This is a genomic window from Halomicrobium mukohataei DSM 12286, assembly GCF_000023965.1.
Classification (GTDB): Archaea; Halobacteriota; Halobacteria; order Halobacteriales; family Haloarculaceae; genus Halomicrobium; species Halomicrobium mukohataei.
The window spans coordinates 2698014-2721102 of the sequence record NC_013202.1 but is presented as its reverse complement, the minus strand read 5'-3'; the positions used below and the strand labels follow the sequence as shown (position 1 = coordinate 2721102).

At 66.1% G+C, this 23089-nt stretch carries 25 protein-coding genes; 12 read left to right on the top strand and 13 right to left on the bottom strand.

What is annotated here, in order from left to right:
- The 9 genes from cas1b to HMUK_RS13700 all read right to left on the bottom strand — a co-directional run bounded on the left by cas1b (position 1) and on the right by HMUK_RS13700 (position 10901).
- Entirely contained in the window at positions 1–993 is a 993-nt protein-coding gene (cas1b, locus tag HMUK_RS13740; RefSeq protein WP_015763785.1) for a type I-B CRISPR-associated endonuclease Cas1b, read from the bottom strand.
- Positions 994–995: 2 nt separating this feature from the next.
- Positions 996–1556 (bottom strand): CRISPR-associated protein Cas4, encoded by a 561-nt coding sequence (locus tag HMUK_RS13735; RefSeq protein ID WP_015763784.1) that lies wholly within the window; start codon positions 1554–1556, stop codon positions 996–998.
- On the bottom strand, positions 1553–4123 hold the full coding sequence (locus HMUK_RS13730) for a CRISPR-associated endonuclease Cas3'' (RefSeq protein WP_015763783.1): 2571 nt from the start codon (positions 4121–4123) through the stop codon (positions 1553–1555). Before HMUK_RS13730 ends, HMUK_RS13735 begins: the two co-directional genes overlap by 4 nt.
- Positions 4123–4911, bottom strand: coding sequence for a type I-B CRISPR-associated protein Cas5b (gene cas5b, locus HMUK_RS13725; protein ID WP_015763782.1), 789 nt, complete (start codon positions 4909–4911; stop codon positions 4123–4125). Before cas5b ends, HMUK_RS13730 begins: the two co-directional genes overlap by 1 nt.
- Before the next feature lie 3 nt (positions 4912–4914).
- A complete protein-coding gene (cas7b, locus tag HMUK_RS13720) occupies positions 4915–5970 on the bottom strand; it encodes a type I-B CRISPR-associated protein Cas7/Csh2 (RefSeq protein ID WP_015763781.1) in 1056 nt (351 codons plus the stop codon).
- Positions 5963–8068, bottom strand: coding sequence for a type I-B CRISPR-associated protein Cas8b/Csh1 (gene cas8b / locus HMUK_RS13715; protein WP_015763780.1), 2106 nt, complete (start codon positions 8066–8068; stop codon positions 5963–5965). The genes cas7b and cas8b overlap by 8 nt, the downstream gene beginning before the upstream one ends.
- Positions 8061–8864 (bottom strand): CRISPR-associated endoribonuclease Cas6, encoded by an 804-nt coding sequence (cas6, locus tag HMUK_RS13710; protein ID WP_015763779.1) that lies wholly within the window; start codon positions 8862–8864, stop codon positions 8061–8063. Before cas6 ends, cas8b begins: the two co-directional genes overlap by 8 nt.
- A gap of 622 nt (positions 8865–9486) precedes the next feature.
- The gene (locus tag HMUK_RS13705) at positions 9487–9987 is read right to left on the bottom strand and encodes a DUF7122 family protein (RefSeq protein ID WP_015763778.1); all 501 of its coding nucleotides are present in this window, start codon (positions 9985–9987) and stop codon (positions 9487–9489) included.
- The gene (locus HMUK_RS13700) at positions 9984–10901 is read right to left on the bottom strand and encodes an RsmB/NOP family class I SAM-dependent RNA methyltransferase (RefSeq protein ID WP_015763777.1); all 918 of its coding nucleotides are present in this window, start codon (positions 10899–10901) and stop codon (positions 9984–9986) included. The genes HMUK_RS13705 and HMUK_RS13700 overlap by 4 nt, the downstream gene beginning before the upstream one ends.
- Positions 10902–11025: 124 nt before the next feature.
- Here HMUK_RS13700 and HMUK_RS13695 point away from each other — a divergent pair, with 124 nt between their 5' ends.
- Genes HMUK_RS13695 through HMUK_RS13685 form a run of 3 tightly spaced genes read left to right on the top strand, consistent with a single transcriptional unit; the run spans position 11026 to position 13938 of the window.
- Positions 11026–11763 (top strand): proteasome assembly chaperone family protein, encoded by a 738-nt coding sequence (locus tag HMUK_RS13695; RefSeq protein WP_015763776.1) that lies wholly within the window; start codon positions 11026–11028, stop codon positions 11761–11763.
- A 2-nt stretch (positions 11764–11765) separates the two neighbouring features.
- Complete coding sequence (gene sppA, locus HMUK_RS13690; RefSeq protein WP_015763775.1) at positions 11766–12761, top strand: signal peptide peptidase SppA; 996 nt, start codon at positions 11766–11768, stop codon at positions 12759–12761.
- A 49-nt stretch (positions 12762–12810) separates the two neighbouring features.
- The gene (locus HMUK_RS13685) at positions 12811–13938 is read left to right on the top strand and encodes a DUF373 family protein (RefSeq protein ID WP_015763774.1); all 1128 of its coding nucleotides are present in this window, start codon (positions 12811–12813) and stop codon (positions 13936–13938) included.
- Between the two features lie 11 nt (positions 13939–13949).
- Here HMUK_RS13685 and HMUK_RS13680 read toward each other — a convergent pair whose 3' ends face one another.
- Positions 13950–14810 (bottom strand): universal stress protein, encoded by an 861-nt coding sequence (locus tag HMUK_RS13680; protein WP_015763773.1) that lies wholly within the window; start codon positions 14808–14810, stop codon positions 13950–13952.
- Positions 14811–14891: 81 nt separating this feature from the next.
- Here HMUK_RS13680 and HMUK_RS13675 point away from each other — a divergent pair, with 81 nt between their 5' ends.
- Positions 14892–15617 carry a diphthine--ammonia ligase gene (locus HMUK_RS13675; protein WP_015763772.1) on the top strand — a complete coding sequence of 242 codons (726 nt, stop codon included), beginning with the start codon at positions 14892–14894 and terminating at the stop codon, positions 15615–15617.
- Between the two features lie 51 nt (positions 15618–15668).
- Here the strand turns inward: HMUK_RS13675 and HMUK_RS17670 are convergent, their stop codons facing one another.
- Complete coding sequence (locus tag HMUK_RS17670; protein WP_015763771.1) at positions 15669–15839, bottom strand: hypothetical protein; 171 nt, start codon at positions 15837–15839, stop codon at positions 15669–15671.
- Positions 15840–15885: 46 nt separating this feature from the next.
- Positions 15886–16563 carry a metallophosphoesterase gene (locus HMUK_RS13670; RefSeq protein WP_015763770.1) on the bottom strand — a complete coding sequence of 226 codons (678 nt, stop codon included), beginning with the start codon at positions 16561–16563 and terminating at the stop codon, positions 15886–15888.
- Positions 16564–16651: 88 nt separating this feature from the next.
- Between HMUK_RS13670 and HMUK_RS17665 the strand changes: the two genes are divergently transcribed.
- The 8 genes from HMUK_RS17665 (at position 16652) to HMUK_RS13635 (ending at position 21826) form a co-directional block, all read left to right on the top strand.
- Positions 16652–16801, top strand: coding sequence for a hypothetical protein (locus HMUK_RS17665; RefSeq protein ID WP_015763769.1), 150 nt, complete (start codon positions 16652–16654; stop codon positions 16799–16801).
- Positions 16802–16887: 86 nt separating this feature from the next.
- Positions 16888–18054 (top strand): pyridoxal phosphate-dependent aminotransferase, encoded by a 1167-nt coding sequence (locus tag HMUK_RS13665; protein WP_015763768.1) that lies wholly within the window; start codon positions 16888–16890, stop codon positions 18052–18054.
- A 41-nt stretch (positions 18055–18095) separates the two neighbouring features.
- Positions 18096–18800 (top strand): hypothetical protein, encoded by a 705-nt coding sequence (locus HMUK_RS13660; protein ID WP_015763767.1) that lies wholly within the window; start codon positions 18096–18098, stop codon positions 18798–18800.
- Between the two features lie 104 nt (positions 18801–18904).
- Entirely contained in the window at positions 18905–19696 is a 792-nt protein-coding gene (locus HMUK_RS13655; RefSeq protein WP_015763766.1) for a spondin domain-containing protein, read from the top strand.
- 225 nt (positions 19697–19921) lie between these two features.
- On the top strand, positions 19922–20197 hold the full coding sequence (locus tag HMUK_RS13650) for a winged helix-turn-helix domain-containing protein (protein ID WP_015763765.1): 276 nt from the start codon (positions 19922–19924) through the stop codon (positions 20195–20197).
- Positions 20197–20493: a hypothetical protein gene (locus tag HMUK_RS13645; RefSeq protein WP_015763764.1), complete on the top strand. Its 297-nt coding sequence runs from the start codon at positions 20197–20199 to the stop codon at positions 20491–20493. Before HMUK_RS13650 ends, HMUK_RS13645 begins: the two co-directional genes overlap by 1 nt.
- Before the next feature lie 40 nt (positions 20494–20533).
- Positions 20534–20905, top strand: a complete 372-nt coding sequence (locus HMUK_RS13640; protein ID WP_015763763.1) for a hypothetical protein — start codon at positions 20534–20536, stop codon at positions 20903–20905.
- Between the two features lie 69 nt (positions 20906–20974).
- Positions 20975–21826 carry a UbiA family prenyltransferase gene (locus HMUK_RS13635; RefSeq protein WP_015763762.1) on the top strand — a complete coding sequence of 284 codons (852 nt, stop codon included), beginning with the start codon at positions 20975–20977 and terminating at the stop codon, positions 21824–21826.
- Between the two features lie 25 nt (positions 21827–21851).
- On the opposite strand, the gene HMUK_RS13630 is transcribed toward HMUK_RS13635, so the two are convergent.
- On the bottom strand, positions 21852–23030 hold the full coding sequence (locus HMUK_RS13630) for a redox-regulated ATPase YchF (protein ID WP_015763761.1): 1179 nt from the start codon (positions 23028–23030) through the stop codon (positions 21852–21854).
- Between the last annotated feature and the right edge of the window lie 59 nt (positions 23031–23089).

The following is a 23089-nucleotide window of genomic DNA, read 5'->3' as shown; positions in this document are numbered from 1 at the left end:
TCACCACCACCGTTGGAACGGGACGTACTCCTCGCCGGTCAGGAGATGTTTTTTGAGCTTGTACACCTCGACTCGGAGGAGATACTGATAGCTCACCTTCTTTCCCAGATCCGGGTGCTCGATCGTCTCGTCGAGCGTCTCTTCGTAGGCCTTCGAGTAGGTCTTCCGGCCGTGCTCGTTCAGCAGGCAGGCGTTCATCTCGGCCTCGAAATCGTCGCTGGTCAGCTGGCCGCGGTTGACGAGTCTGAAGATGACTCGATCCGCGAGCAACGGTTTGAACAGGTCGGCGATGTCCAGGGCCAGCGAGTACCGACGCTCGCCGGGCTCGTGGAGGAAGCTGACCGTGGGATCGAGTGCCGTCGCTCGGATGGCCGAGACGACGTTGGCGTAGACGAGCGAATTGCCGAAAGAGATGAGGCTGTTGACTTCGTTGTTCGGCGGATCGTACTGGCGGCCGCCGAAGACGAACTCGTCGGGCAGGATCTCGTCGAAGGTCGAGTAGTACGCCTTTCGGGCGCGTGCTTCGACGCCCATCGTCTCGTCGATCGTCTCCATCCTGTCGAGTGACGACCGGGCTTCGGTCAGCTCTGCCAGCACGTCCTCGAAGTCGTGTCCTCGGCCGTCGTAGTACGTGACGTTCGCACGCATGTTGTGGATGCTGCCGTCGACGAACGCCTGAGCCAGTTCGAGCCGGTGGGCCGGATCGTCGTAGGCCCGGACCTGGTCGACGAGTGTCTGTCCGGACGTTTGGCCCCGCTTGGGCATGATCGACCCGGCGTAGTGATCGTGCCAGCCGAAGACGTGTACGGCGACGCCTTCCTGATTGAGAAAGGAGACGAAGCGGGTGTTGTACTCGATCTGACCGTGGAGGAAGATCGCCTCGGCGTTCTCGACCGGGAGGTATTTTTTCTCGCCGTCGTCGGTGATGACCCGTACCGTGTCGTCGTGGCGTTCGATGCGTCCGTCGGAAAAGACGTGGTAGTTGTCGTTCATGATCAACAGCTCCAGCAGAAGTCGTGATAGGCACACGAGTCACAGACCGGCTTCTCCTCTGCCGGCGGCGGCGATTCGGCAGTGACGACCGCGCGAATCCCCTCGATCGCAGATTCGACTTCGGCGCTCGTCTCCGGCGTCAACTCGACGGTCTCGCGGCGCTTTTCCGCGGGGTGTGCGAGCACGCCGGTCTTTTCGACGCCGGTGACCCGATCGAGGTACCAGAGGTAAAACAACAGCTGCAGCCGGGCCGGTTCGGTCATCGACGAGGAGGGTTTGACCTCCAGAATCTCGCCGCTGTCGAGCACGTCGATTGCGATGATGCCGTCGACGCGAACGTCGCGGCGCTTGTCGGCGTACGCCGAGTCGTCCACGTCGCTCCCGCGGACGATCGCCGGTGTGTCGCGATCGATCTCCACGTCGCGGCTGAGAAACCATAGCTCGCGCTCACAGACGACGTAGTACTGGAACATGACGCCCGTGAGCCGAAAGGGAAGTTCTGCGCTCTCGTCTCTGGCGGCGGCGAGAAACCGGTCGACGGGGTCGCCAGAGGAGTCCGTCATAGGAACCGATCGTCGACGCAGGGTTCGTCCACGGCGAGGCCCTTCGTCTCGTCGAAGTAGGAAGTGCCTCGCGCTCGCCTGAGCACACGGAGATCGGCATCGCCGAGCGGTTCGAGATTTCGAACTGTTTCGGCCTCGGTCGAGTCTCGACTGTAGATCGGGAGCGAGACGGTGATATCTTTGGCCGCTTCGCGGTAGTCGCCGAACGCGTCGTAGTCAAATTCGTCGAGAGCCGCCACCATTGCATCGGCCAGTTCTCGATCGCCATCGGTTCGGCAGACGACCACGTCCACGCTCTCGCGCTGGCCGATCAGCGAGAGGCCCCCGAGCGCGTCGGCGTTGGCCTCGTCGACCCACTTGACGTACTCGGGGTCACCGGGGTTACGGTCGGCGACGAGCCCGTAGTAGTGCTCGACGGCATCGCGAGTCATCGTTTGTTCGGCGACGGTTCCGTCGTCCGCACCGATCGCGTCGAGCGTCCTGGCGGTCAGTGAGATCGTACTGACGCCCTCGGAGTCGTAGACTGCCTGTGCCGGTGTCGTTGTCGTGCCCGCCGGTGGTGCGAGCCACCAGACAGTCACCGTTCCGAGGTCGCTCTCGAAGGACCGATTACACCGACCCGCCGCCTGGACGACGCTGTCGATCGGTGCGATATCGCGGTACACCCGATCGAAGCTGATGTCGACGCCGGCCTCGATGAGCTGTGTCGACACCGCCAGGACCGGAACGTCGCGCTCGGTGAGGCGCTTTGTCGCCTCGACGAGCGCGAGTCGATCGCGCGGGCGCAGGCGAGTCGAGAGGTGGACGAGCGCCCGTTCGTTCGAACTGAGGGTCGACTCGACTCGTTCGACGAGAGCGTCCACGTCAGCCCCGTCGTCGAGCTCCAGTTCGAGACATCGGCCAACGTCGACGACCGCTTCGCGTTCCTCGATCGCGTCCGTGAGCGCAGTGGCACTGTCGATGGTGTTACAGATCGCGAGTGTCGACTCGGATCTGCCGGTCTCGTCGAGGATCGTCCGGCCAGCGGTCTCGTAGTCCACGATCGCGTCGGTGTCGTCGAACGCGAGCACGGAGTCGTGAACGTCGTACTCGACCCGTTCGAAGTGGCCGAAGTATCGATCGACGTCGTCGACCAGTTCGAACGCATCGTCGAACAGGGCTTGCGACGCCGTCTCCTCGTCGGTCGCTCTCGGCTGGGTCGCCGTCATGGCGACGATCGTCGCGTCGTACTCCTCGGTGAGGATCGTCGCGATCCGCCGGACCAGCTTCCACCACTGCATCGGCAGTGCTTGGGGTTCGTCCAGCACGATCACGGAATCGTACAGCGCGGGTAGTTTCATCGACTGGGTGTTGCTCGGGCCGACGAGGCTCTCGAAGAGCTGGACGAACGTCGTGAGCGTCATCCCGGAGCGCCAGCTCTCGGCGACCATCTCCGCGAGCCGGGCGTACTCGTCGGGGTCCTCGTCCGGATCACCGAGCTTCGTCACCGTCTCTGCCAGGTGGTGGTGGATCGTCAACAGGTCGTCGCGAGCGTCGGTGTCGAACACGTCCGCGAGCTCGTCGGCCACCTGGTCGATGACGGAGGTAAAGGGCAGTGCGTAGACGACGCGTTCGCCCTCGTCGCGGAGCGCCAGAGCGGCACTGAGGCCGGTCAGCGTCTTCCCCATGCCGGTCGGTAGTGTCAGCGTAGCTATAGATACCTCCGAGTCGCGGAACCGTTCGACACCGCCGAGTACGTCGTCTCTCGCCTCGCCACGGAGCGTATCGAGCGCGGCGGCCTGACCGTCTTCGTCTGTGTCACCGCCCAGGTCGGCGATGTACTCCGAGAGGAGACGGGCATCCGGTTCGGAGCCGTCGAGATCGCCGTTCTCGATACCGGCAGCCACCGTTTTATCGGCAAACACCAGTCCACTCCAGAGCTGGAGGAGCAACCCGTAGAACTCCTCGGACGGTGCCGAGCGGTCGCTGCCGAAGCCGAACAGAGAGACGTGTTCGTGGACGGTGTCGAACAGGGACTCGTCCTCGATGCTCTGTGCGAACTCCTCCCACGACCCGTTACCGTCGGTCGCGTCCGCGACGAACGACTGCGCGAACTGCCGGCGGTGGTCGTCGACGTTCCCGACCTGTTCGATCAGTATCCGTTGGCGCTCGTTGCTCGCCTCGCTCGTGTTCTCGAAACGCGAAACGCCGTCGACGTACTCCTCGACATCGGGGAGCTGGCCGTGGTGTTTCGCGAGGGCGACGAGGGCCGCGAGACAGTCCTCGCTGTCGTATCCCAGCCGGTCGAGGACGTAGTACCCGAGATAGGCACCCAGCAGGGAGTGGTTCGTCCGGTCACTGGCGTCGCGCTCGCCGACCACGTACGCCTGGAACCACGTCGTCGCCTTCCCGAAGTCGTGACACCGTGCGACGACTGCCGTCATCTCGGGGAGGGGATCACCGCCGATCGTCGTTGCGTCCGCCGAGACGACAGATTCGGCCCGTCCGGCCACGTCGTCGAGGTGGTCGAGGAGTCGCGTCGCCTCGTCGCCGTCTGTGGCCGGATGAGAGATCGGCTCGGTCCCCATCAGGTGAACACCACGGCTCGGTCGTCGACCGAGTACGTCGACACGTCAGCGACTCTCAGCGAGCCACCATCCGGATTGTAGGCGTAGGAGACGAACGCACTGGTCGTGCGCCCGCCGTCGTCACGTTCCATGAACGCCGGTGTCTGCTCGATCTGGTACCGCGTCTCCGGATCGGGGACGATCGAGTCGACCGCCTCGGGGACGGTCGAGTCGATCGCGACCGTCTCACCGTCCGGTCCGTGCTCGACCGGAAACTCGCCGTGGTAGTCGATCGTCGCGAGGTGCTCCGAGAGACCGAGACTCGGGACGTAGTACGACTCTCCCGATTCGAGTAGCGAGCGGAGCCGGTCGTACCGCTCGTCGTCGGCGAGCCACACGTCGATTCGATAGGCCGGCTCCACCAGGACCTCGTAGTTGTGCTGCTGGCGGGGCTTGGACGGATCTGGAAGCTTGATCGAGAGCTTCCCGCGCGGGTTCAGCGACGCCATATGCTCGTCGGCCGTCGAGAGCGTGTTCATCGGGAGCTTCATCGTCCGCAGTTCGCTCGTCGGTTCGATGGCGACGAGCGACTCGCCCGGCGCGAACAGGTCGTAGTAGCCGTCGCGTTCGATCCCCAGCATCGCGGCGATCAGGCCGGCGACGGTGGTCCGGGGAATGACCCGATAGGTCTGTTTCACGATGTTACCCTCGATGCGCCGGAAGTGCCCCCAGGGGCCGCTAACGGTAAACGACAGGCACGTCTCAGCGCCGTCGGGAAGCCCCGACGCAGTCGGTGCGTGCTCGGACACGGATCACTCCTCCGGCATCGTCGCCTTCGCGTCCTCGTACACGTCGATCTCGCGGACGGATTCGCTACCGACCCTCGATTCGAGGGCGTCGTAGAGGAACTCCGGACCGCCCGTCTCACCGTCGACGGAGAGTTCGAGAACGTCGCTGGCGACGACGTGGACGGTGTCGATCCGGTCGGACGCCGCGTCGAGCCGTTCGAGCAGCGCCGACACGTCGACACAGATGTCTCGGACGTTGCGAATTTCCTCGACGGGAGCGGATTCCGAACTGTCGAGATCGATGTCCTGATCGAGCCCGCCGAGATGGAAGCTCTCGTCGGCGTACTCGACTCTGAGGTAGAGCCGGGGCTCCTGTCCGACCTTGCTCCGGCTGATCGTCTGGTTCTTCAGCGCGCGCCAGCACAGCGTGTCCAGTCGCCGCACGTCCCCATCCGTCAGGAGCGTGCCTTCGGCCCCGTGCTCGTCGACGAGTCCGTGGAACCCGATGAACGCGTACTGGATCCGGTGGTCGTCGAGATCGAACCCGCCCTGTGCCTTGTCGTCGCCGGTCGCGATGACGCTTGTGAGGCTGTTGTACTCCTCGTTTTCCATGACTCGGTGGAGCGACTTGCCCGGCGAGAACTGGACGGGACCGGTGAAGTGATCCGGGAGGTGGTCGACCTTCTCATCGTCCATATCGATGCTCATCGTCGCGCCGAAGTAGCGAACGTCGGCGCTGTTTTCGAGGAACTGACCGAAGACGGCGTTTTCGATGTCGGCTTCGTCCACGTCGTCGAGGTCGATGTCCTTGAGACGGTCTTCGAGGAGGTCCTCGCGGGTCGCCTGATCGCCGTCGTCTTCCTTGACGTTGCGAATGTAGACGCCGTGACCGTCGTCCTGTAGCTGATCGCGGAGGTAGCGCTTGAGGCGAACGTCGGTGACGATCGCCTGATCGGTGTGGGGGTCGATACGCGGTCGGTTCGCGCCGCTCAGCGGATTGCCGTTGGGGTTCGCGTCGACCGCGTCGTACGCGAAGACGATTTCGGACCTGTTCGAAACGGTGGGATAGTGTTCACTCATTGGTTTCTGAGGTTTCGTCGTCGGCAGCGTCGTTCTCGTTAGTCGATCGGTCGTTCATTCCGTAGGTCAGTCCCAGGGCGTAGTAGAAGCGCAGATCGTCGGTGCTGATCTCCCAGTCCGACGGATCGCTTTCGGCCATGGTCTCGACGATGGCGTTCGTAACTTCCTTGTACATCGTCGAATTGATCTCCGACCCTTTCTTGGCCATCTCCCGGGAGTAGACTACGTCTTTGTCGATCACCTCTTGGGTGATGCGCTTGATCTTCGTCTTGGTCATCGACTTGATCGGGTACTGGTCGATGACGGTCGTCGATCGATCGTGATACCCCTGCTGGTAGGTGCCGACCTGGCCGACGAGCGTGCCGAGCAGGAATGCTCCCTTCCGTTCGGCGTCGTCCAGTCCGTCCGTCTGTTCGATGAACGATTCGAGTTTCTCGGTGCGATCGAGGGCAGCAGTGCCGCCGTCGGTTCGCGCGTGTTCTGGTTCCATAGTGTCGTAATCGGGGCCGTCGATCAGCGTCGGTTCGGTCTCGCCGGCGTCCGTCGTCACGAGGCCGGCGTTTTCCAGCGCGCACAGCTGTGCGAACTGGGAGGCGATCAGGAGTTCGGGGACTTCGTCACCGTCACGGTCGAGCAATCGATCGACGTAGGCGCTGACCAGTTGGTTCCGCGGGACGGGATCGCCGGCAAGGATCGAGACGTGAACGTCGATTCGCTCGTCGTCGACCGTCGCGTCGGTGTCCTCGTCGGTGAACGGGAAGGTGCCGTAGAGATAGGCACCCGACGCGACCATCTCTCGAAACCGCTGGTAATTAGTGAGCGCCCACTCTTCGTGGGAGGGCATCGGCGGCGTCCGACCTCCGTTCCTGGCGTCGTCCTCGTCGAAGACCCAGCTGCCGGTCACCTGCTCGTGTCGCTGCCCGACCTCGGTCGGGTAGTGGATCCGGCCGTTCAGCGTCTCGCCGTACACGTCGAATCGGGACATCTGGTGTTTCATCACCGCCGCGACGTAGAAGCGCAGTCGCCCCTCGGGCGCCGCCTCGTGGTCGCCGAACTCGTCGTAGAGCGCCTGAACCGGATTCATGTCGTCGTCCCGTGTGACTCTGTGGAGTGCCGCGTACAGCTTGTACGTCTCTTCGGGCGTCGGTCGTCCGAGGAAGTACGGGAGGTAATACACGTCGGCGTTGAACGTCCGGTAGGAACAGGCGTCGACGAACTCCTCGGCGTTCATCAGCGTGACCGCGCCGTCCTCGGAGATGGGGTGGCTCCGCCAGGCCTCGTCGGGATCCAGCCCCGGGAACTTCTCCATTTGCTTGCCCAGGAAGTAGTTGAGCGGATCCTCGGCGGTGCCGACGGTTCGCGTCCGTTCGCCGCTGACGAGATCCGTCGCCTCGCCGGCAGAGTTCGTCGCCTGCCCCTTCGAGACGAGCTTCGAGAGCTTCCGCGCACGCATCGCTTCGTCGAACACGGAAATCTGTCCCGGCCACTCGTACTCGCCGCCCTCCTCCCGGCGCACCTGCACGGTGAGGAGCGCTGTCGTCGAACCGCCGAGCTCGGTCTGGACGGCCTCTCGAATCCTGTCGAGGGCGTTCTCGTCCTCGCCGACGGTCGCCAGTCCGCGGATCACGTCGCCGTCGGGGTGATCGTCTGCGATGCTCTGGACCACGTCGTCGGTCGCCCACTTCGTCAGCCGCTCGCAGGCGTACCGGGCCAGTTTCTCGGGATCGCTGTTGCGTCCGGAGCGGTGCGTGACGCTGTGGTCGATCCCCCGCGCCGCGTTGTACTTGCAGTGAGCGACCCGCTGTACCAGGTCGTCGGTGTACTGGGTCACCCGGACGGGTTCCTCCGCGTCGAGCGTCGGCCGCTCTCCGGACAGATCGACGCAGACGGCGATCAGGCTCTCCTCTGTCCCGATCAGATCGTTGGCCTGATCGGGCGTCAGATAGGCCGCGTAGTCGCCGCCGCCGGCCGTCGCCAGCGTGTAGAGTCGCCCGTAGAGGTGCTGGATGTCCCGCAGCGACGAGATCGGTCGCTCGGGGAGCTCGTCTTCGAGCTTCTCGGGCGGATACTCATCGTAGAACTCGTCGGGATCAAGCATCGATGTCCTCCGTTCCGGGCTGGCGACCGTCCTTCTCGGTGATGTTGACGAATCCGAAGCCCAGCGAGTTGCGCTCGCCGAGCCCGGTGTCCAGCGCCAGATTCAGGTGGCGGCGGTGGTGGTCGTCGCGGACGGTGTAGTCGAATCGCCACTTGCTCAACACCCACGTCTCGCGCTGGCCCTGCGTGACCGTCACCGGAATCGAGAACGTCTTGATCAGATCCGCGCCCTCGAACAGATCGCCGTCGGTCTCCGACGGCCCGGGCTGGTACTCCTGACAGAACAGTCCGTGTTTCTTGTCGAGGTTGTTCTCGATCTGGTTCCGGAACGGCTCCATCGTGTGCTCCGGCCGCCAAAACTCGGCCTCGTCGTGGTCGGTGTCGATGCCGTACTCCTCGAACCGCCACGGCGGAATCCGGACCAGGACCCCCGTTCCGGTCTCGATCGTCCCCGACGTGCCCGGTTCGCCCACGTCGGTCGCCAGCCCGTTGACCGCGTCGACGTGGAAGGGCATCTCCCCGATGTTCAGCTCGCGGTCGAGTTTGAGGTCGGCCGCGACGTGGGCGAGTAACTCTTCGTGTGGCGAGGCGACGAGCAACGTCTTCTCGTCGCCCTCGCGCATGTTTCCCGGCGGAAACGGGTTCGAGTACGTGAACCCCTTCGGACGGTTCTCGTCGTGCAGCGACTCGTACGCCGTCCCGTCGAGAGCGTCCCAGAGACGCCCTCGAAGCTTGTGGTGATACGTCGCGTCGTACGCCGTATCGGCACGTGCTTGCAGATGTGCGATCACTCGCATCCGTTGTACTCCCTACTTCGTGTCATTTTGTGTCATTGTGATACTCACAACCGAACGATTCTATATAAATGTAATCGTGGTGATGATGAATATGAACCCAAAAGGGTCCAGCTGAAACAGCAGTGCCCGCAACAGCTTCGAACATGCTTCAACGGCACCAGCGTCCGACTGAAAATTCGACTGTACTACGGGCATGTTTGGAGAGAGGAGAAATCGATTTAGTTGTTTTGCCTGTCTTCGTCTGTCTTCACGTCCGCCTTCTCGTCACGGATGTGTGATCGTTCGATCCAGTTCAACGTCGGCCGGATGTCGGGTCGTGTGCTTGGTCGGTTCATAGTGAAGCCTCTCGCTGGAGCAACCAAACCCCTAAATCGGACCGACACATACGTTAGCTCGCTGCCAACGCAGCCCGAGTGAGTTTCATTGCTCGGTTTTCGGCGTAATCAGGGCATCTCTCTTTGGACGGGGTGATGCTCTGATTACGGACGCTGACGCGTCAGTTCAACCATGTGGCCCCACCTACTTAATACTAGCCCGAAACAGCTTCTAACATGAATCCATCTCGGTCATCTGGTGGATTGTGGTGTGCAGCAGTCGAGCGACGACCCCAGTAAACCGTCCGTTACAGCTCTCGCTGGCGACCCTTGGCGACCTGTGTCTTGAGTTCGCCGTAGGTGTACAGGCCGACGCCGAGGGGTTCGGTCGCCCCGGCGATGTCGTGGGTGACGATGAGATAGCCCCAGTCGCCGTCCCACTCGATCTCCTGGTCCTCGCCCGCGACGAAGGCGCGGGCGGCGTCCCGGTCGAGGTGGAGGACGTTCTCGCTCGCGTGGCCGCCAAAGCGCTGGACGGCGTCGGTCGTCGGCTTCCAGAACTCCTGGCGAGTGCGCAGGAACGTCATGCCGAGCCCCTGGATGGGGACCGTGTCGGGTGCCTCGCCGCGGAACAGCCAGATCTTGCCGTTGCCACGCTCCCAGAAGGTGTAGGGTTCGAACACCTCGCGGGGAATGGCGAACCGGTCGGGCCAGTAGTCCAGAATCTCCTCGCGCGTCGGCGCGTCGGGGTCCTCGCGGGCCGCGTCGTCGGCCGGCACCCGGTCGAAGGTCACGTCGCCGTGGGTCATGCTGTGACCTCCAGTTTCGCGCAGAAGAACCCGCCGGTGTCGTTGTGGTGGGGGTAGATCCGGTGGGCCTGCCGGACGCTGTCGTCGTAGGATTCGCCCTGCCACTCCGTGACGCCGCCCGTCGAGGCCAGCGGGATCTCGAAGGGGACGAGTCGGCACGCCTCCGTTTCGAGCGCGTAGTCGAGCACCGCCTCGTTCTCCTCGGGCGCGAACGTACACGTCGAGTAGACGACCGTCCCGCCGGGCTTCGTGGTCTGGATCGCGCGCCGGAGCACGCCCTTCTGGACACCGGCGATGCCCTCGACGTGTTCGAGGGTCCACTCGTCGAGCGTGTCCGGGTTCTTGCGGACCGTCCCCTCGCACGAACAGGGCACGTCCACGAGCGCGCGGTCGTACTCGGCACTGTCGTCGTCCCCGAACGGCTTCAGCGAGTGGTTGCGGGCGTCCTCGTGGGTGACGGCGACGCTGGTGATGCCCAGCTGTTCGGTGTTGGTCCGCAGCGCCGAGAGGCGGCCGAGGTTGGAGTCGGTCGCCACGACGACGCCGTCGTCGCCCTGTCGGGCCGCGATCTGTGAGGTCTTGCTCCCCGGCGCGGCACAGGCGTCCCAGATCCGCTCGCCGGGCTCTGGACCGAGGACGCGGACGGGCACGGCCGAGACTTCTTCCTGTCCGTAGATCCAGCCGTGGAAGTACGGCCAGTTCGCCCCCGGCTGATCGTCGGGCAGTTCCAGGAGCCCCTCGTGCCAGTCGGTCCGTTCGACGGTGATGCCCTCGTCTCGCAGCGCCCGGATGGCCCGGTCGACGGTCGTCTTGAGCGTGTTGACTCGAACGACCGGCGGGAGCGGGCGCGCGCAGGCGTCGCGGAACGCCGAAAAATCATCGATCAGCGGTTCGTACCGCTCCAGAACGTCCATTGGCGGTGCGTATAGCGGTCGCACGCTTGTCTGTTTCGGAGTGGGTCGCTCTGGGCGGCCGAGGCGATCGCCGAGTCGACGGCCGCCCCCGACTGTTAACTCCACGGACGCGCTGTATTCGGGTATGGCACACATTGCAGTCCACCGTGACGACCTCGCGCTGGAATCGCCGACGCTCGTCGAGGGGCTTCCGGGGGTCGGGCTGGTCGGCAAGATCGCGGCCGATCACCTGGTCGAGACCTTCGAGATGACCGAGTACGCCTCGATCCACTGCGACGGGCTCCCGGAGATCGCCGTCTACCGACAGGGCGACCAGCAGCTCAAGCCGCCGGTCAGGCTCTACGCCGACGCGGAGCGGGATCTGCTCGTCCTCCAGAGCGACGCGCCGGTCTCGCCGAGCACCGCCGACGAGTTCGCTACCTGCTTGACGGGCTGGCTGGCCGACAACGACGTGACGCCGATCTACCTCAGCGGGATGCCGGCCAAGCGCGAGGGGACGGCGTCGATGTACGGTGTCGGGACCGGTGACGGGAAGGCGCTGCTCTCTGCGGCCGACATCGGCGCGCCGACGATCGACGGCGCGGTCACCGGCCCGACCGGTGCCCTGCTCTACGCCGCACAGCGTCAGGGCCTCGACAGCGTCGGGCTCGTCGTCGATGCCGACAAGCAGTTCCCGGATCCGGCGGCGGCCCGCGTCGTCCTGGAAGATGGCGTCCAGCCCCTCGCGGGAATCGACATCGACACTGAGGCACTGGTCGAGCACGCCGAGGAGATCAGCGAGGCGAAGGCGGACCTGGCTGCACAGATGCAGCAGGCAAACGACGAGTCCACGAGCGCGAAGCCGCTCGGGATGTTCCAGTGACCATGTCGACGACACGCACGGTCGGGCGACTGTCGCTCGTCGCCGCTGTCACGGTCGTAGTGGGGGTCGTCGGCTGGCTCGCGTTCTACGTCCTGCCGGGGAGCCTCGCCGATCTCCTCGGTGTGGTGTTCGTCGTCGTCGCGGTCGTGGCTGGCGTCAAGCTCGGTGGCTCGCTCGCCGGTTCGATCCTGCCCGGCTACAACGTCGCCGAGGTTGCTGTCGAGGGGCCGATCAGTCGCGACGGCGGCGGCTCGCTTGCCAGTCCGCCGGTCGGTGCGCGTGCCGAGGACATCGTCGAACAGATCGAGCGCGCCGACGACGACAGCGCGGTCGACGCGCTGCTCGTCGAGCTGAACACGCCCGGCGGCGAGATCGTTCCCAGCGAGGACATCCGGCTGGCCGCCGAGCGCTTCGACGGCCCCACCGTCGGCTACGCGACGGACGTGTGTGCCTCCGGCGGGTACGACATCGCCGCCGGCTGTGACGAGCTCTGGGCGCGCGAGGGGAGCATCGTCGGCTCGATCGGCGTCATCGGCTCGCGAGTCAACGCCAAGGAGCTCGCAGACCGGGTCGGACTCTCCTACGAACAGTTCACCGCGGGCACGTTCAAAGACGCCGGGACCCCACTCAAGGAGTTCGAGCAGGAGGAACGCGAGTATCTCCAGTCGATCGTCGACGACTACTACGAGCAGTTCGTCGACACCGTCGCCGAGGGGCGGGAACTGGACGCCGCCGAGATCCGCGACACCGAGGCCCGGATCTTCCTCGGCAGCGAGGCCCACGAGCTGGGGCTGGTCGACGAGATCGGGACGCGGCGGGACGTCGAGGCGAAGCTAGAGGAGCAACTGGGCGAGCCGGTCACCGTCGAGGCGTTCGAGCCGTCCCGCGGGCTGGCCGGCAGGCTCCAGACCGGTGCTCAGACGGCCGCCTTCGCGCTCGGGGCCGGTGTCGCGAGCGCGTTCGACGGCGATCTCGACGGGCTCTCGTTCCGTCGGTAGGCCGTCGCCCTGGCGAGGATTTTTATCCGGGCGACGTGACCAGACGTACGTGACGACGCTGGTGGTCTGTATCGACCGCGGGGGGACGTTTCCGCCAGACACATCGCTCCCGGTCGCGGGCTACGACGCCGTCGAGGCACTCGTGACCGAGGTCGGCCTCGCGGACCCGGAAGACAGCCGCGTCAACACGATGCTGGAAGGGCTGCGGGTGACCAACGACCTCGAAGCCGACGGCGACGACGCCATCGTGACGGTGGTCGGCGACCGCGGCGACGGCGTCAGCGCCGACCGGAGCGTCGCCAGACAGGTCGACGAGCTGGTCGAGGTCCACGATCCCGACTCCGCGGTCGTCGTCGTCGACAGCGCGGAGGACGAGCGGCTGGTCCCGATCATCGAGAGTCGCCTGCGCGTCGACGCGGTCGACCGCGTGGTCGTCCGGCAGGCCCGCGACATCGAATCGACGTACTACCTGCTCAAGCAGTTCCTCGCCGACGAGGAACTGCGAAAGACCGTCCTCGTCCCGCTGGGGATCGCACTGATCGCGCTCCCCTTGCTCTTGTTGGTCACGTCGCCCACCTTCGCCGTCGGGGCCATCGCGGCCGCCGTCGGCGCGTTCCTCATCTACAAGGGGCTAGGGATCGACGAGTATCTCTCGCGGCTCCCCGGCGAGATCCAGGCGGCGCTGTACTCCGGGCGCGTGTCGCTGGTCACCTACGTGGTCGCCGCCGGCCTGGCGCTGGTCGGCGTCTTCGTGGGTGCGCTGGGCGTGCGGTCGACCGGCGACCAGAGCGCGTTCATCCACGCCATGCGCTTCGCGTTCGACGGCGTGCCGTGGTTCACGGCGGCGGCACTCGCGGCCGCAACCGGCCGGCTCATCGACGAACTCATGCAGCGCGACTCCATCCGCTCGGCGTACGTCAATCTCCCGTTCGGGACGATCGCCGTCGGACTGGTCGTCCGAGGGTTCTCCGAGTACTTCCTCGAACGGGCCGGCGCCATCGGCCAGTTCCAGATCGGACCGGCGACGATCGGCCCGGTGCTGATCGAGGCCGTCACGCTGGAGCGAGGCCCGCGGCTCGCGGTGTTCATTCTCGGTGGGATCCTCGTGAGCCTGATCGGCGTCCGCTTTGCCGCGTACTTCAGCCAGTCGAGCGTCCAGGACGAGTTCGTCGACTAGGCCGCCGCCGGTCACTCCTCGGCCGTGACAGTGATCACCGGTACCGGTGCCGTCCGGACGACCAGCTCCGCGACGGTGCCCAGGAGCATCTCGCCGATCCCCCGCGTTCCCGTCGTTCCCATCACGATCGCGTCGATATCGTTCGCGTCGACGTACGCCGTGATCGCCTCGTGTGGCGACCCGTGTTCGACGGCCGTCACGAGCGTACCGATGTCGCGCTCGCTCGCCATCGGCTCGACGTTCTCGACGGCCGTCTCGGCGGCGGACTGAGGGTTGCTTCCGTCACCACCCAGTCCGAGGACCGAGCCCGACTCGGCGACTGAAAGCGCGTGTGGCGTCCCGTCCAGCGCGGCCGCCAGGTCGAGCCCGTGTTCGACGGCAGCGGTCGCCGCCGGACTCCCGTCGGTCGGCACCAAGAGCCGTTCGTAGGGGAACGTCGTTCTGGTCTCGTCTGCCAGACGGATCGTCAACACCGGGATCTGGGACAGCCGGATCACCGTCTCGGTGACGCTGCCAAGCAGCCGCCGTGAGATCCCCGTCCGCCCGTGTGTCGGCATCGCGATCAGGTCGAAGCCGTACCGGTCGGCGTAGTCGACGACGGTCCGTGCGGGGCCGCCGGAGACGACATCCGTCTCGTAGTCGACACCGCTGCTCGCCAGGACGGTGCCCGCTTCGCCGACGATCTCTTCGCCGGTCTCGACCAGCGATTCGACGATGTCGCCCTCGATGCGGGTCACCGAGTCCAGCGTCGTGTCCGCGACGAACAGCGCGGTCACCGACGCGTCCTGGTCGGCCGCGATGTCGGCGACGTGATCGATCGTCCGCCTCGCCCCGTCGCTGCCGTCGATCGGCAACAGGATTCGGTCGTACATGTCTCGCGGTTCACACGCCGACGGGAAATGCGTTCCTGCGGGAATCCACATCGCTTTATTCGGCCGCGGGCAAGGGCGGGTATGACCGACGCGTGGGTGAGTCTGTTCTCGGGTGGCAAAGACTCGGCGTGGGCGCTGTATCGCGCCCTGGAGAGCGGCCGCGACGTGCAGCGACTCGTCACCGTCCACCCGTCCGACGACTCGTACATGTACCACATCCCGGCGACCTCGCTGGCGACGCTGGCCGCCGACAGCATCGGGATCGAACTCGTCGACGTCGAGCCCGACGACCTCGCGGCCGAGAGCGCCGTCGACTCGGGCCAGCAAGGCGACGCCGAACTGGAGCCACTGGAGGCGGCACTGGAAACGCTCGACGCGGAGCTTCCGGGCGGCGTGGCCGGCGTCACCGCCGGGGCCGTCGAGAGCGAGTATCAGACGAGTCGGATCCGGGCGATGTGTGATCGCCTCGACGCCGAGCTGTTCGCCCCGCTCTGGCAGGAGGACCCGCGCGCACTCGCCGACGCCATGCTCGCGGCCGGGTTCGAGATCCGGATCATCCAGGTGGCCGCCTACGGACTGGACGAGTCCTGGCTCGGGCGCACGCTCGACGAGACCGCGCTGGACGAACTGACGACGCTCAACGAGGAGTACGGCGTCCACATTCTCGGCGAGGGCGGGGAGTTCGAGACGCTCGTGACCGACGGCCCCCACATGGATCGCCCGATCAGGCTCTCCTACGACACGGAGTGGGAGGGCGACAGGGGCGGGGTCCGCATCGAGGACGCGTGGCTGGGCGACGGCGAGTGATCTCTCGGCGTCGCCTCTGCAGTTCGAATACCTCGAAAAGGGCCGACAGTGTCAGGCGGCGTGACCGCCGGGCGGGCGCTCATTTCCCTCGTCGTTTCCCTCGCCGTGCTCGTCGTTTCCTGGCAGCACCTTCGGCACGTAGTACACCGTCGCCAGCGTCAGCAACGCGAGGACGACGATCGTCGTGACGATGAGTGCCACTGCGGCGTTGGTCGCAACCATATCCGCCGATCCACCGTCACGGGCCAAATATCTGCCGCTTCGAACGCTACAGCAGTCGCCGGAACTCCCCGAGCGGGGGAAAATCCAGGCGTTCGTCGCCGGCCTCGCTCCAGACGAGCGGCCGGAACTGGTCGACCGACTGGATCAGCGGCGACATGAACTCGTCGGCGCGCATCTCGTTGACCCGCACGCCCGCGAGCAGGCGGTTGAACGCCGGCACCATCACCACGTCCGCGCGCCCGTAGGCGTCTTCGGCGACGAGGTAGCAGGGCCGACGCTGGCCCTCGATCTCGATCGTCGGGTGGTCGTGGCCGATGACGTACCGCTTGGCCGTGGTCTCCGGCGCTTCGTGGCCGTGACAGATCACGGTGTCGCCGACCGCGTACTCGGGCGTGGTCGCCCCGTCCCACACCGAGTCGAGCATGGTGTCGTGGTTCCCGGGCGTGACGATCGGGCGCGCGTCGTGTGCGCGACAGCGCTGTCGGATCTCCGCGACGGTGTCCGAGACCGTCCGCGGGACCGTGGTGAACGAGTGTAACAGGTCGCCAGCGATCACGACCGTCTCGGGCTCGTGGCGCGCCAGCAGCCCGTCGAGTCGATCCAGCGTGTCCGTGCTGTCTCCGACCGGCAGCTCCAGGTTCGAAGACCCCTTGCCGACGTGGAGGTCGGCCAGTACCAGCGTCTCCCCGACGACGACGGCCCGGTCGTCGTAGGTGAGTTCCATCGCCTCCCACTCGGGCTGGCTCGGGCAAATGCCTGACGGGTCGGTCCGAAATCGCAGGGTTTCCGTACGCGGGCGACGAACCCGCGGTATGAGCGATCTCGAAGACGCCGTCGACGAGTTCCTGGCAGCGGCCGACGACTGCTACGCCGACTACGACCGAGGGTACGACGACGCCGACGCGGCCCTGCGCCGGCTGGAAGCCCACATCGACGACCTGCGGACGGCCGCCGACGAGTGATCCGGAGCGGGCGCGGCCACCGTGCATCGTCGCCGCCAGCGGCCGGATCATCAAGAGTTATCGGCTCCGAAGCCGGCCGGTAGAGTATGACAGAGTTCTCCCGTCGAGTCGAGCAGGTGTCGATCTCGGGGATCCGAGAGGTCTTCGAGGCCGCAGGTGAGGACGCGATCAATCTCGGGCTGGGCCAGCCGGACTTCCCGACGCCAGACCACGCCCGCCAGGCGGCGGTCGAGGCGATCCAGGCGGGGAAAGCAGACGCCTACACGTCGAACAAGGGGACCCGCGAGCTGCGGGAAGCCATCGCGGACAAGCACGCGCGAGACAACGGCATGGACGTGGACCCCGAGAACGTGATCGCCACCTCGGGCGGCAGCGAGGCGCTGCACATCGCGCTGGAGGCCCACGTCGACGGCCCGGGACACAGTCCCGGGAGCGATCGGACACAGTCCGACAACGCGGGCCAGGAAGTGATCTTCCCCGACCCCGGCTTCGTCTCCTACGACGCGCTGACCCACCTCGCTGGCGGGACGCCCAAGCCGGTCCCGCTGCGGGACGATCTGACGCTCGACCCGGCGACCGTCGAGGAAGCGATCACCGACGACACCGCCGCCTTCATCGTCAACAGCCCGGCCAATCCGACCGGCGCGGTCCAGTCGCCCGACGACATGCGCGCGTTCGCCCGGATCGCAGACGAGCACGACGTGCTCTGTCTCTCCGACGAGGTGTACGAGCACATCGTCTTCGAGGGCGAGCACCGCAGTCCCGCCGAATTCGACGACGGCGGCAACGTCGTCGTCGTCAACGCCTGCTCGAAGAGCTACTCGATGACCGGCTGGCGGCTGGGCTGGGTCACGGGTGCCAGCGACCGCATCGAGCGCATGCTGCGGGTCCACCAGTACGCACAGGCCTGTGCGAGCGCGCCCGCCCAGTTCGCGGCCGAAGCGGCCCTGTCGGGACCTCAGGACGTTGTCGAGGAGATGCGGGCCGCCTTCGAGCAGCGTCGTGACGTGTTGCTCGACGGCCTCGAAGACATCGGACTGGAGTGTCCCACGCCCGAAGGTGCCTTCTACGCGATGCCGAAGGTGCCCGACGGGTTCGTCGACGAGTGCATCGAGCGTGGCGTCGTCGTCGTCCCCGGTGAGGCCTTCGGTGCCCAGGGCGCGGGCTACGCCCGAATCTCGTACCCCGTCGACGTGGAGACGCTGAAAGAGGCGCTGTCGATCATGGACGAGGCGCTCGCGGCCGTCCAGTGACTCCGGAACGTCTAATATCACTGCCGGAGAACGTTTGACTGATGAGCCCTGAACGCTCCCTCCCGGCGGCGTCGCAGCGAGCCCTTTCGGTCGTTCTCGCGGCCCTCTCGTGGACGGCTGCGAGCCTCCGAACCGCGCTGAAACTGTGTCTGTCCATTGTCCGGCTGGCCTGGATCCTCTCTCGGTCCGTACTCGCGCGTGTCACCGAGTGGCTGAGTGCTCTCCTCTCCGGTCCGGTCAAGCGCGCGCTGGCCGGCCCCGTGCGTAACGGACTGTTCGGCCGCCGTCTGGAGGTGTCGTTGCTCGCCGGACTGCTGTCGGTGCCACTGGCGCTTCTGACGACGTGGTGGGTTCGCTCGACGATGGGATACGCGACGCTGGAGGCGTGGGTCCGTGGCACCTGGTACGGGACCGATCCCGCACTGACCGTCTTCCTCGGTGTCGCGGCACTGCTCGTCCTCGCCACCGCGAGCGCCGCGGTCAACTCCGGACTCTTGCCGACGACGCTGCTGGTCGCGGGCCCGGTGTTCGGCGTCGGCGTCGCTCGGTACGGCACGACCCTCACCTACGAGTACGGCGCGAGCGTCGTCTCGCTTCCCGACGCCGTCGGCATCGCTGCCCTGTTCGCCATCGCCTTCGGGGTGCCGATCGCGGTCTGTGGGTTCGTCCTCGGGAGCGCGCTCCGGCGCGTGACCGCGGTTCTCGTCGACGGGGCCGGTCCGTTCTCCCGACTGGCCGACATCTGAGTCGAATTTGGAACGGAATTAGCCCACAGTGTGGATCGTTTCAGAAAAATACTCTTTAAACCAACCTCCGTTCGATCGCTCGTGCCAGCTGGCACTGAACTACGATGACGGACGACAACACAGCGACGACGGAGGAATCGCACGGTCGACGGGTATCACGGCGCGGCTTCGTTGCGGGTGCCGGAGCCGTCCTGCTGGGTGGGACCGGGACGGTCGCGGCGACCGTACAGAGCACACAGGAGCTCCGGTACAACGTTCGTGTCACGAACGTCTCGGACGGACAGACGCTCCAGACGACGGCGGAGGGGGACGCGGCCGAGCAGCCGGTCCCGCTCTCGCCGGTCGTCTACGCAGTCCACGAAGCCGACGAACCGATCTTCACCGCCGGTGAGTCGGCGCGAGGCAACGGGCTCGAAGGCGTCGCCGAAGACGGTTCGCCCAAGTCTCTCGTCGCGTCGCTCGGCGAACGAGAGACGGTCCACGACGCCGGTGTTCAGGCAGTTCCGGCCGGTAGCGACGAACCCGGTCCGCTACTGCCGAACCACTCTTACGACTTCGAGACCGAGCGACTGGCGACCGACGATCTGTACCTCTCGATGGTGACGATGTTCGTTCCTTCGAACGACCTCTTCTACGCGCTGGGGGGCGCGACGGGGATTCCACTCAGTTCGGACGAACAGTCGGTCCAGGGCGACGTGACCGACCGCGTCGACCTCTGGGACGCGGGGACCGAGATCAACGAGGAGCCCGGCGTCGGCGAGAACCAGGTCCAGCGCCAGCGAGGTGCCGGCGTCGGTCTGGTCGAGCGTGGCACGGTCGCACCGGTCGAGACGATCAACGGCTACGACTACCCCGACACCAGCGACGTGCTTCGCGTGCTCGTACAGCCCCGATAAGACACCGACGACAGTCGGTCCCGAGGAGGCGACGCGTCGGTAGCCGGACATAGACCGACGGCGTCGCGCCGATGTCTGGCCGGTCCGCGATGTGGGTCACATTCGACCCACTTTCGGGACGGCGTTCGAACAACCGTTTTGTGCGCCCGCCCCGTCACTGACACCGTGCCGACTCGATGGACAGGACTATAATCGACGCCGCTGGAGTTGTTTCAAGATGGTGCGATGGAGAAGGCCCTCTGGTATCTACTGACTGCGACACGAGGTGGGGAAAATCGCGCTCGAATTATCGACGCGCTCTCTGACAGACCGATGAACGCAAACGAACTCGCGGAGGAACTCGACGTGGGCTACAAGACGATCCGACACCACATGGACCAGTTGATCGAACACGACGTCGTCGAACCGGGCGACACCGACTACGCGAAACTGTACTTCCTGACCGATCGGTTCGAGCGGAACCGAGAGACGTTCGAGGAGATCATGGAGCGGATCGACTGATGGCGATGGGACCACTTATCAAGGCGGCCTCGGCGTTGGCGGCGCTGAACGTGCTCATCCTGTTGCCCCTGATCGGGATCTGGATCCGCAACTACTCGACGTTCCGGACGAATCTCGTGGGCGGACTGGTCGTCTTCGCCGTCGCGATGCTCGCGGAGAACGCCGTCGCGGTCTACTTCTTCTTCTCGATGTCGAGTCTCTACGCCGGTGATCCACACGTTCAGCAGGCTGTCCTGGTGCTCCGGAGCCTGCAGTTCGTCGCGATCGCCGTCCTGAGCTACGTGACGGTGCAGTAGCCGATAGCCACATTATCCTCGCGACCCGTACGGTAGCCGTATGGATCACCTGGCATCGTCGAACGTTCCGGTCTACGAGAGCCGCGACGAGCAGCGCGCGATCTGGGACCGCTGTCGCGACCGAGGCGAGCCGGTACTCGCCGTCCGGAACGCCGACCGCGGGTACATCGTCAAGTACGACCTCCAGCACCTCGACGCTCGCCTCACCAGCGGCGTCGTCCAGTCGCTCCGTGATCGGGTCCGCTCGCGCCGGGGCTACCCGACGGGGACCGACCCGATCTCCGAGGCGGAGGGGGTGGGCGGCGAGGCCGGCCACGTCTCGGGCGAACTGCACGCTCACAGCGAGCGGGCGGCCCGAGAACTGGCATCTCACGTCTCCGGGTTCGTCCTCGATCGCGGTAACTGGGCGTAGCACGGACACCGACGCTCTGTTCGACCGACGGGGCCCGACTTTTTGTCAGTTCGGTTCGACGTGTCGCGTATGCCACTCGCCACCGAGGGACAGGGGCCGGTTCCGGCGGTTCGCGCACTCGCCTCTCAGATCCACCCCGTATTCATGCTCCCGCCGGTCGCAGCGTCGCTGTTCGGGGGGCTGTACGGGTCGTCGTTCTCGGTTCGACTGGCTGCGCTGCACGCTGTCGCGGTGTTCTGTGCGCTGTACACGGCCCACGTCAAGGACGGCTACGTCGACTTCTACGAGCGTGGCGAGGACGAGGCACACCCGCTCACGGAACGTGGCTGTCGGGTCGCGCTGGCGCTGTCGACGGCGGGGTTCGTGGCGGCGACGGTCGCGCTCGCGCTCCTCGTGAATCTCCCGGCCGCGCTGCTGACGCTGCCGGGCTGGCTGATCGGGTTCCACCACGCGCCCCAACTGGACATGCACCCGCTGACGGCGACGGCCGGCTACCCCTCCGGGATCGCGCTGGCACTGCTCGGGGGCTACTACGTCCAGACGACGGCCCTGACGGCGACGATGCTCGCGCTGGCTGCCGTCTTTCTCGTCGTCCTCTCGGGGATCAAAGTGATCGACGACGCGACCGACTACGACTACGATCGGTCGATCGGCAAGCGGACCGTCGCGGTCGTCCTCGGCCCTGCCCGCGCGCGCCGCGTCGCGTACGGACTGATGCTCGCCGGGATGGTCGCCGTCGTCGCCGCGGCGCTGACGCTGCCGGGCATCCCGCCCAGCGGTGGGCTCGCGGCAGTCGCCTTCCTCGGGGTCGCGCTCCTCGCGCGCGACGCCGGGCCGGAGCTCGCGACGAAGCTCTTGATCCGTGGTTCGTACGTCTTCCTCGCGGTGCTCGTGGCCGCGGTGTGGCTGGGGCCGCTGTAGAACGATTCTCGGTGGCTACGGCGGTCTAGTTCGAGCTGACGATCTTGACCACGTCGCCCTCAGAGAGCTCGTGATCGTCGCTGATCCGCCGGTCCTCGCGGGCGTCGACGGCGTGGAGGTAGCCCTCGCCGATGTCCGAGTGGACCGCGTAGGCGAGATCTTTCGGCGTCGAGCCGTCGGGGAGCAGGAAGGCGTCCGGGAGGACGTTGCCCTGGCCGTCGGTCCACTTGCTCTCGCTCTGAACCGGGTAGGCCGTCAGCATGTCCAGGAGATCGTAGACGGCGCGATCGAGGGCCTGCTGGACGCCGGTCCCGTCCCACTCGTCCATCACGTCGCGGATCTGTTCGAGCCCCTCGCGCTGGTCGTCGCTCACGTCACCGAGGATCCGGAAGTCGTCGTCGCCGGGATCGTAGTCGACGACGCCCGCGTCCGCGGCCCGGCGCAGACCGAGTTCGCCGTCGGCGGTCGCCGGGACCACTATCTCGGCGGCTTCACGGAGCCGTTCGACGTTCTCCGGGGGCGCGATGTCTGCCTTGTTGGCGACGACGACGATGGGCTTGGTCCGCAGGCGGATCTCTCGGGCCAGCGTCTCGCGGTGGTCGTCGGTCCAGGCGATCGGGTCCTCTGGATAGCTCATCTCTCGCAGCACCGTCGCCACGTCTTTGGGCGTCGCTCCGACGCCGGTGAGCATGTCCGTCAGCACCTCGTCGAGGTCGAACTCCGGCGACCGGGACGCCCGCTCGACGGCCTCCCAGTTGCGGTCGACGATGCTGGCCAGCCAGAGGTCCAGTTCCGTCTCGACGAAGTCGACGTCTTCGACGGGGTCGTGGTCGCCGATCTCGACCGGTTCGCCCTCCTCGTTGGTCCCTCCGGAGGCGTCGACGACGTTGAGGATCACGTCGGCGTTGGTCAACTCGTCGAGGAACTGGTTTCCCAGTCCGCGCCCCTCGTGGGCACCGGGGACGAGGCCGGCCACGTCGAGCAGTTCGACCGGGACGTAGCGCTTGCCGTCCCGGCAGTGTTCGTCGCCACAGCGCTCCGCCCGGTCGAGACAGGGACAGTCGGTCCGGACGTAGCTGACGCCGCGGTTGGCGTCGATGGTCGTGAACGGGTAGTTCCCCACGTCGACCTCCGATTCGGTCGCGGCGGTGTAGAACGTAGACTTGCCGGCGTTTGGCTTGCCCGCCAGCGCCACAGAGAGCATGCCACCCGCTACCGCGGTCACGGAAAAGGGGGTTTCGGTTCCCCGCAGCACCGGTGCCC

Bases quoted from the DNA above. Each gene is read 5' to 3' on its own strand.
- cas1b (WP_015763785.1), bottom strand. From the start codon at position 993: ATGAACGACAACTACCACGTCTTTTCCGACGGACGCATCGAACGCCAC.
- HMUK_RS13735 (WP_015763784.1), bottom strand. From the start codon at position 1,556: ATGACGGACTCCTCTGGCGACCCCGTCGACCGGTTTCTCGCCGCCGCC.
- HMUK_RS13730 (WP_015763783.1), bottom strand. From the start codon at position 4,123: ATGGGGACCGAGCCGATCTCTCATCCGGCCACAGACGGCGACGAGGCG.
- cas7b (WP_015763781.1), bottom strand. From the start codon at position 5,970: ATGAGTGAACACTATCCCACCGTTTCGAACAGGTCCGAAATCGTCTTC.
- cas8b (WP_015763780.1), bottom strand. From the start codon at position 8,068: ATGCTTGATCCCGACGAGTTCTACGATGAGTATCCGCCCGAGAAGCTC.
- cas6 (WP_015763779.1), bottom strand. From the start codon at position 8,864: ATGCGAGTGATCGCACATCTGCAAGCACGTGCCGATACGGCGTACGAC.
- HMUK_RS13705 (WP_015763778.1), bottom strand. From the start codon at position 9,987: ATGACCCACGGCGACGTGACCTTCGACCGGGTGCCGGCCGACGACGCG.
- HMUK_RS13700 (WP_015763777.1), bottom strand. From the start codon at position 10,901: ATGGACGTTCTGGAGCGGTACGAACCGCTGATCGATGATTTTTCGGCG.
- HMUK_RS13695 (WP_015763776.1), top strand. From the start codon at position 11,026: ATGGCACACATTGCAGTCCACCGTGACGACCTCGCGCTGGAATCGCCG.
- sppA (WP_015763775.1), top strand. From the start codon at position 11,766: ATGTCGACGACACGCACGGTCGGGCGACTGTCGCTCGTCGCCGCTGTC.
- HMUK_RS13680 (WP_015763773.1), bottom strand. From the start codon at position 14,810: ATGTACGACCGAATCCTGTTGCCGATCGACGGCAGCGACGGGGCGAGG.
- HMUK_RS13675 (WP_015763772.1), top strand. From the start codon at position 14,892: ATGACCGACGCGTGGGTGAGTCTGTTCTCGGGTGGCAAAGACTCGGCG.
- HMUK_RS17670 (WP_015763771.1), bottom strand. From the start codon at position 15,839: ATGGTTGCGACCAACGCCGCAGTGGCACTCATCGTCACGACGATCGTC.
- HMUK_RS13670 (WP_015763770.1), bottom strand. From the start codon at position 16,563: ATGGAACTCACCTACGACGACCGGGCCGTCGTCGTCGGGGAGACGCTG.
- HMUK_RS17665 (WP_015763769.1), top strand. From the start codon at position 16,652: ATGAGCGATCTCGAAGACGCCGTCGACGAGTTCCTGGCAGCGGCCGAC.
- HMUK_RS13665 (WP_015763768.1), top strand. From the start codon at position 16,888: ATGACAGAGTTCTCCCGTCGAGTCGAGCAGGTGTCGATCTCGGGGATC.
- HMUK_RS13660 (WP_015763767.1), top strand. From the start codon at position 18,096: ATGAGCCCTGAACGCTCCCTCCCGGCGGCGTCGCAGCGAGCCCTTTCG.
- HMUK_RS13655 (WP_015763766.1), top strand. From the start codon at position 18,905: ATGACGGACGACAACACAGCGACGACGGAGGAATCGCACGGTCGACGG.
- HMUK_RS13650 (WP_015763765.1), top strand. From the start codon at position 19,922: ATGGAGAAGGCCCTCTGGTATCTACTGACTGCGACACGAGGTGGGGAA.
- HMUK_RS13645 (WP_015763764.1), top strand. From the start codon at position 20,197: ATGGCGATGGGACCACTTATCAAGGCGGCCTCGGCGTTGGCGGCGCTG.
- HMUK_RS13640 (WP_015763763.1), top strand. From the start codon at position 20,534: ATGGATCACCTGGCATCGTCGAACGTTCCGGTCTACGAGAGCCGCGAC.
- HMUK_RS13635 (WP_015763762.1), top strand. From the start codon at position 20,975: ATGCCACTCGCCACCGAGGGACAGGGGCCGGTTCCGGCGGTTCGCGCA.
- HMUK_RS13630 (WP_015763761.1), bottom strand. From the start codon at position 23,030: ATGCTCTCTGTGGCGCTGGCGGGCAAGCCAAACGCCGGCAAGTCTACG.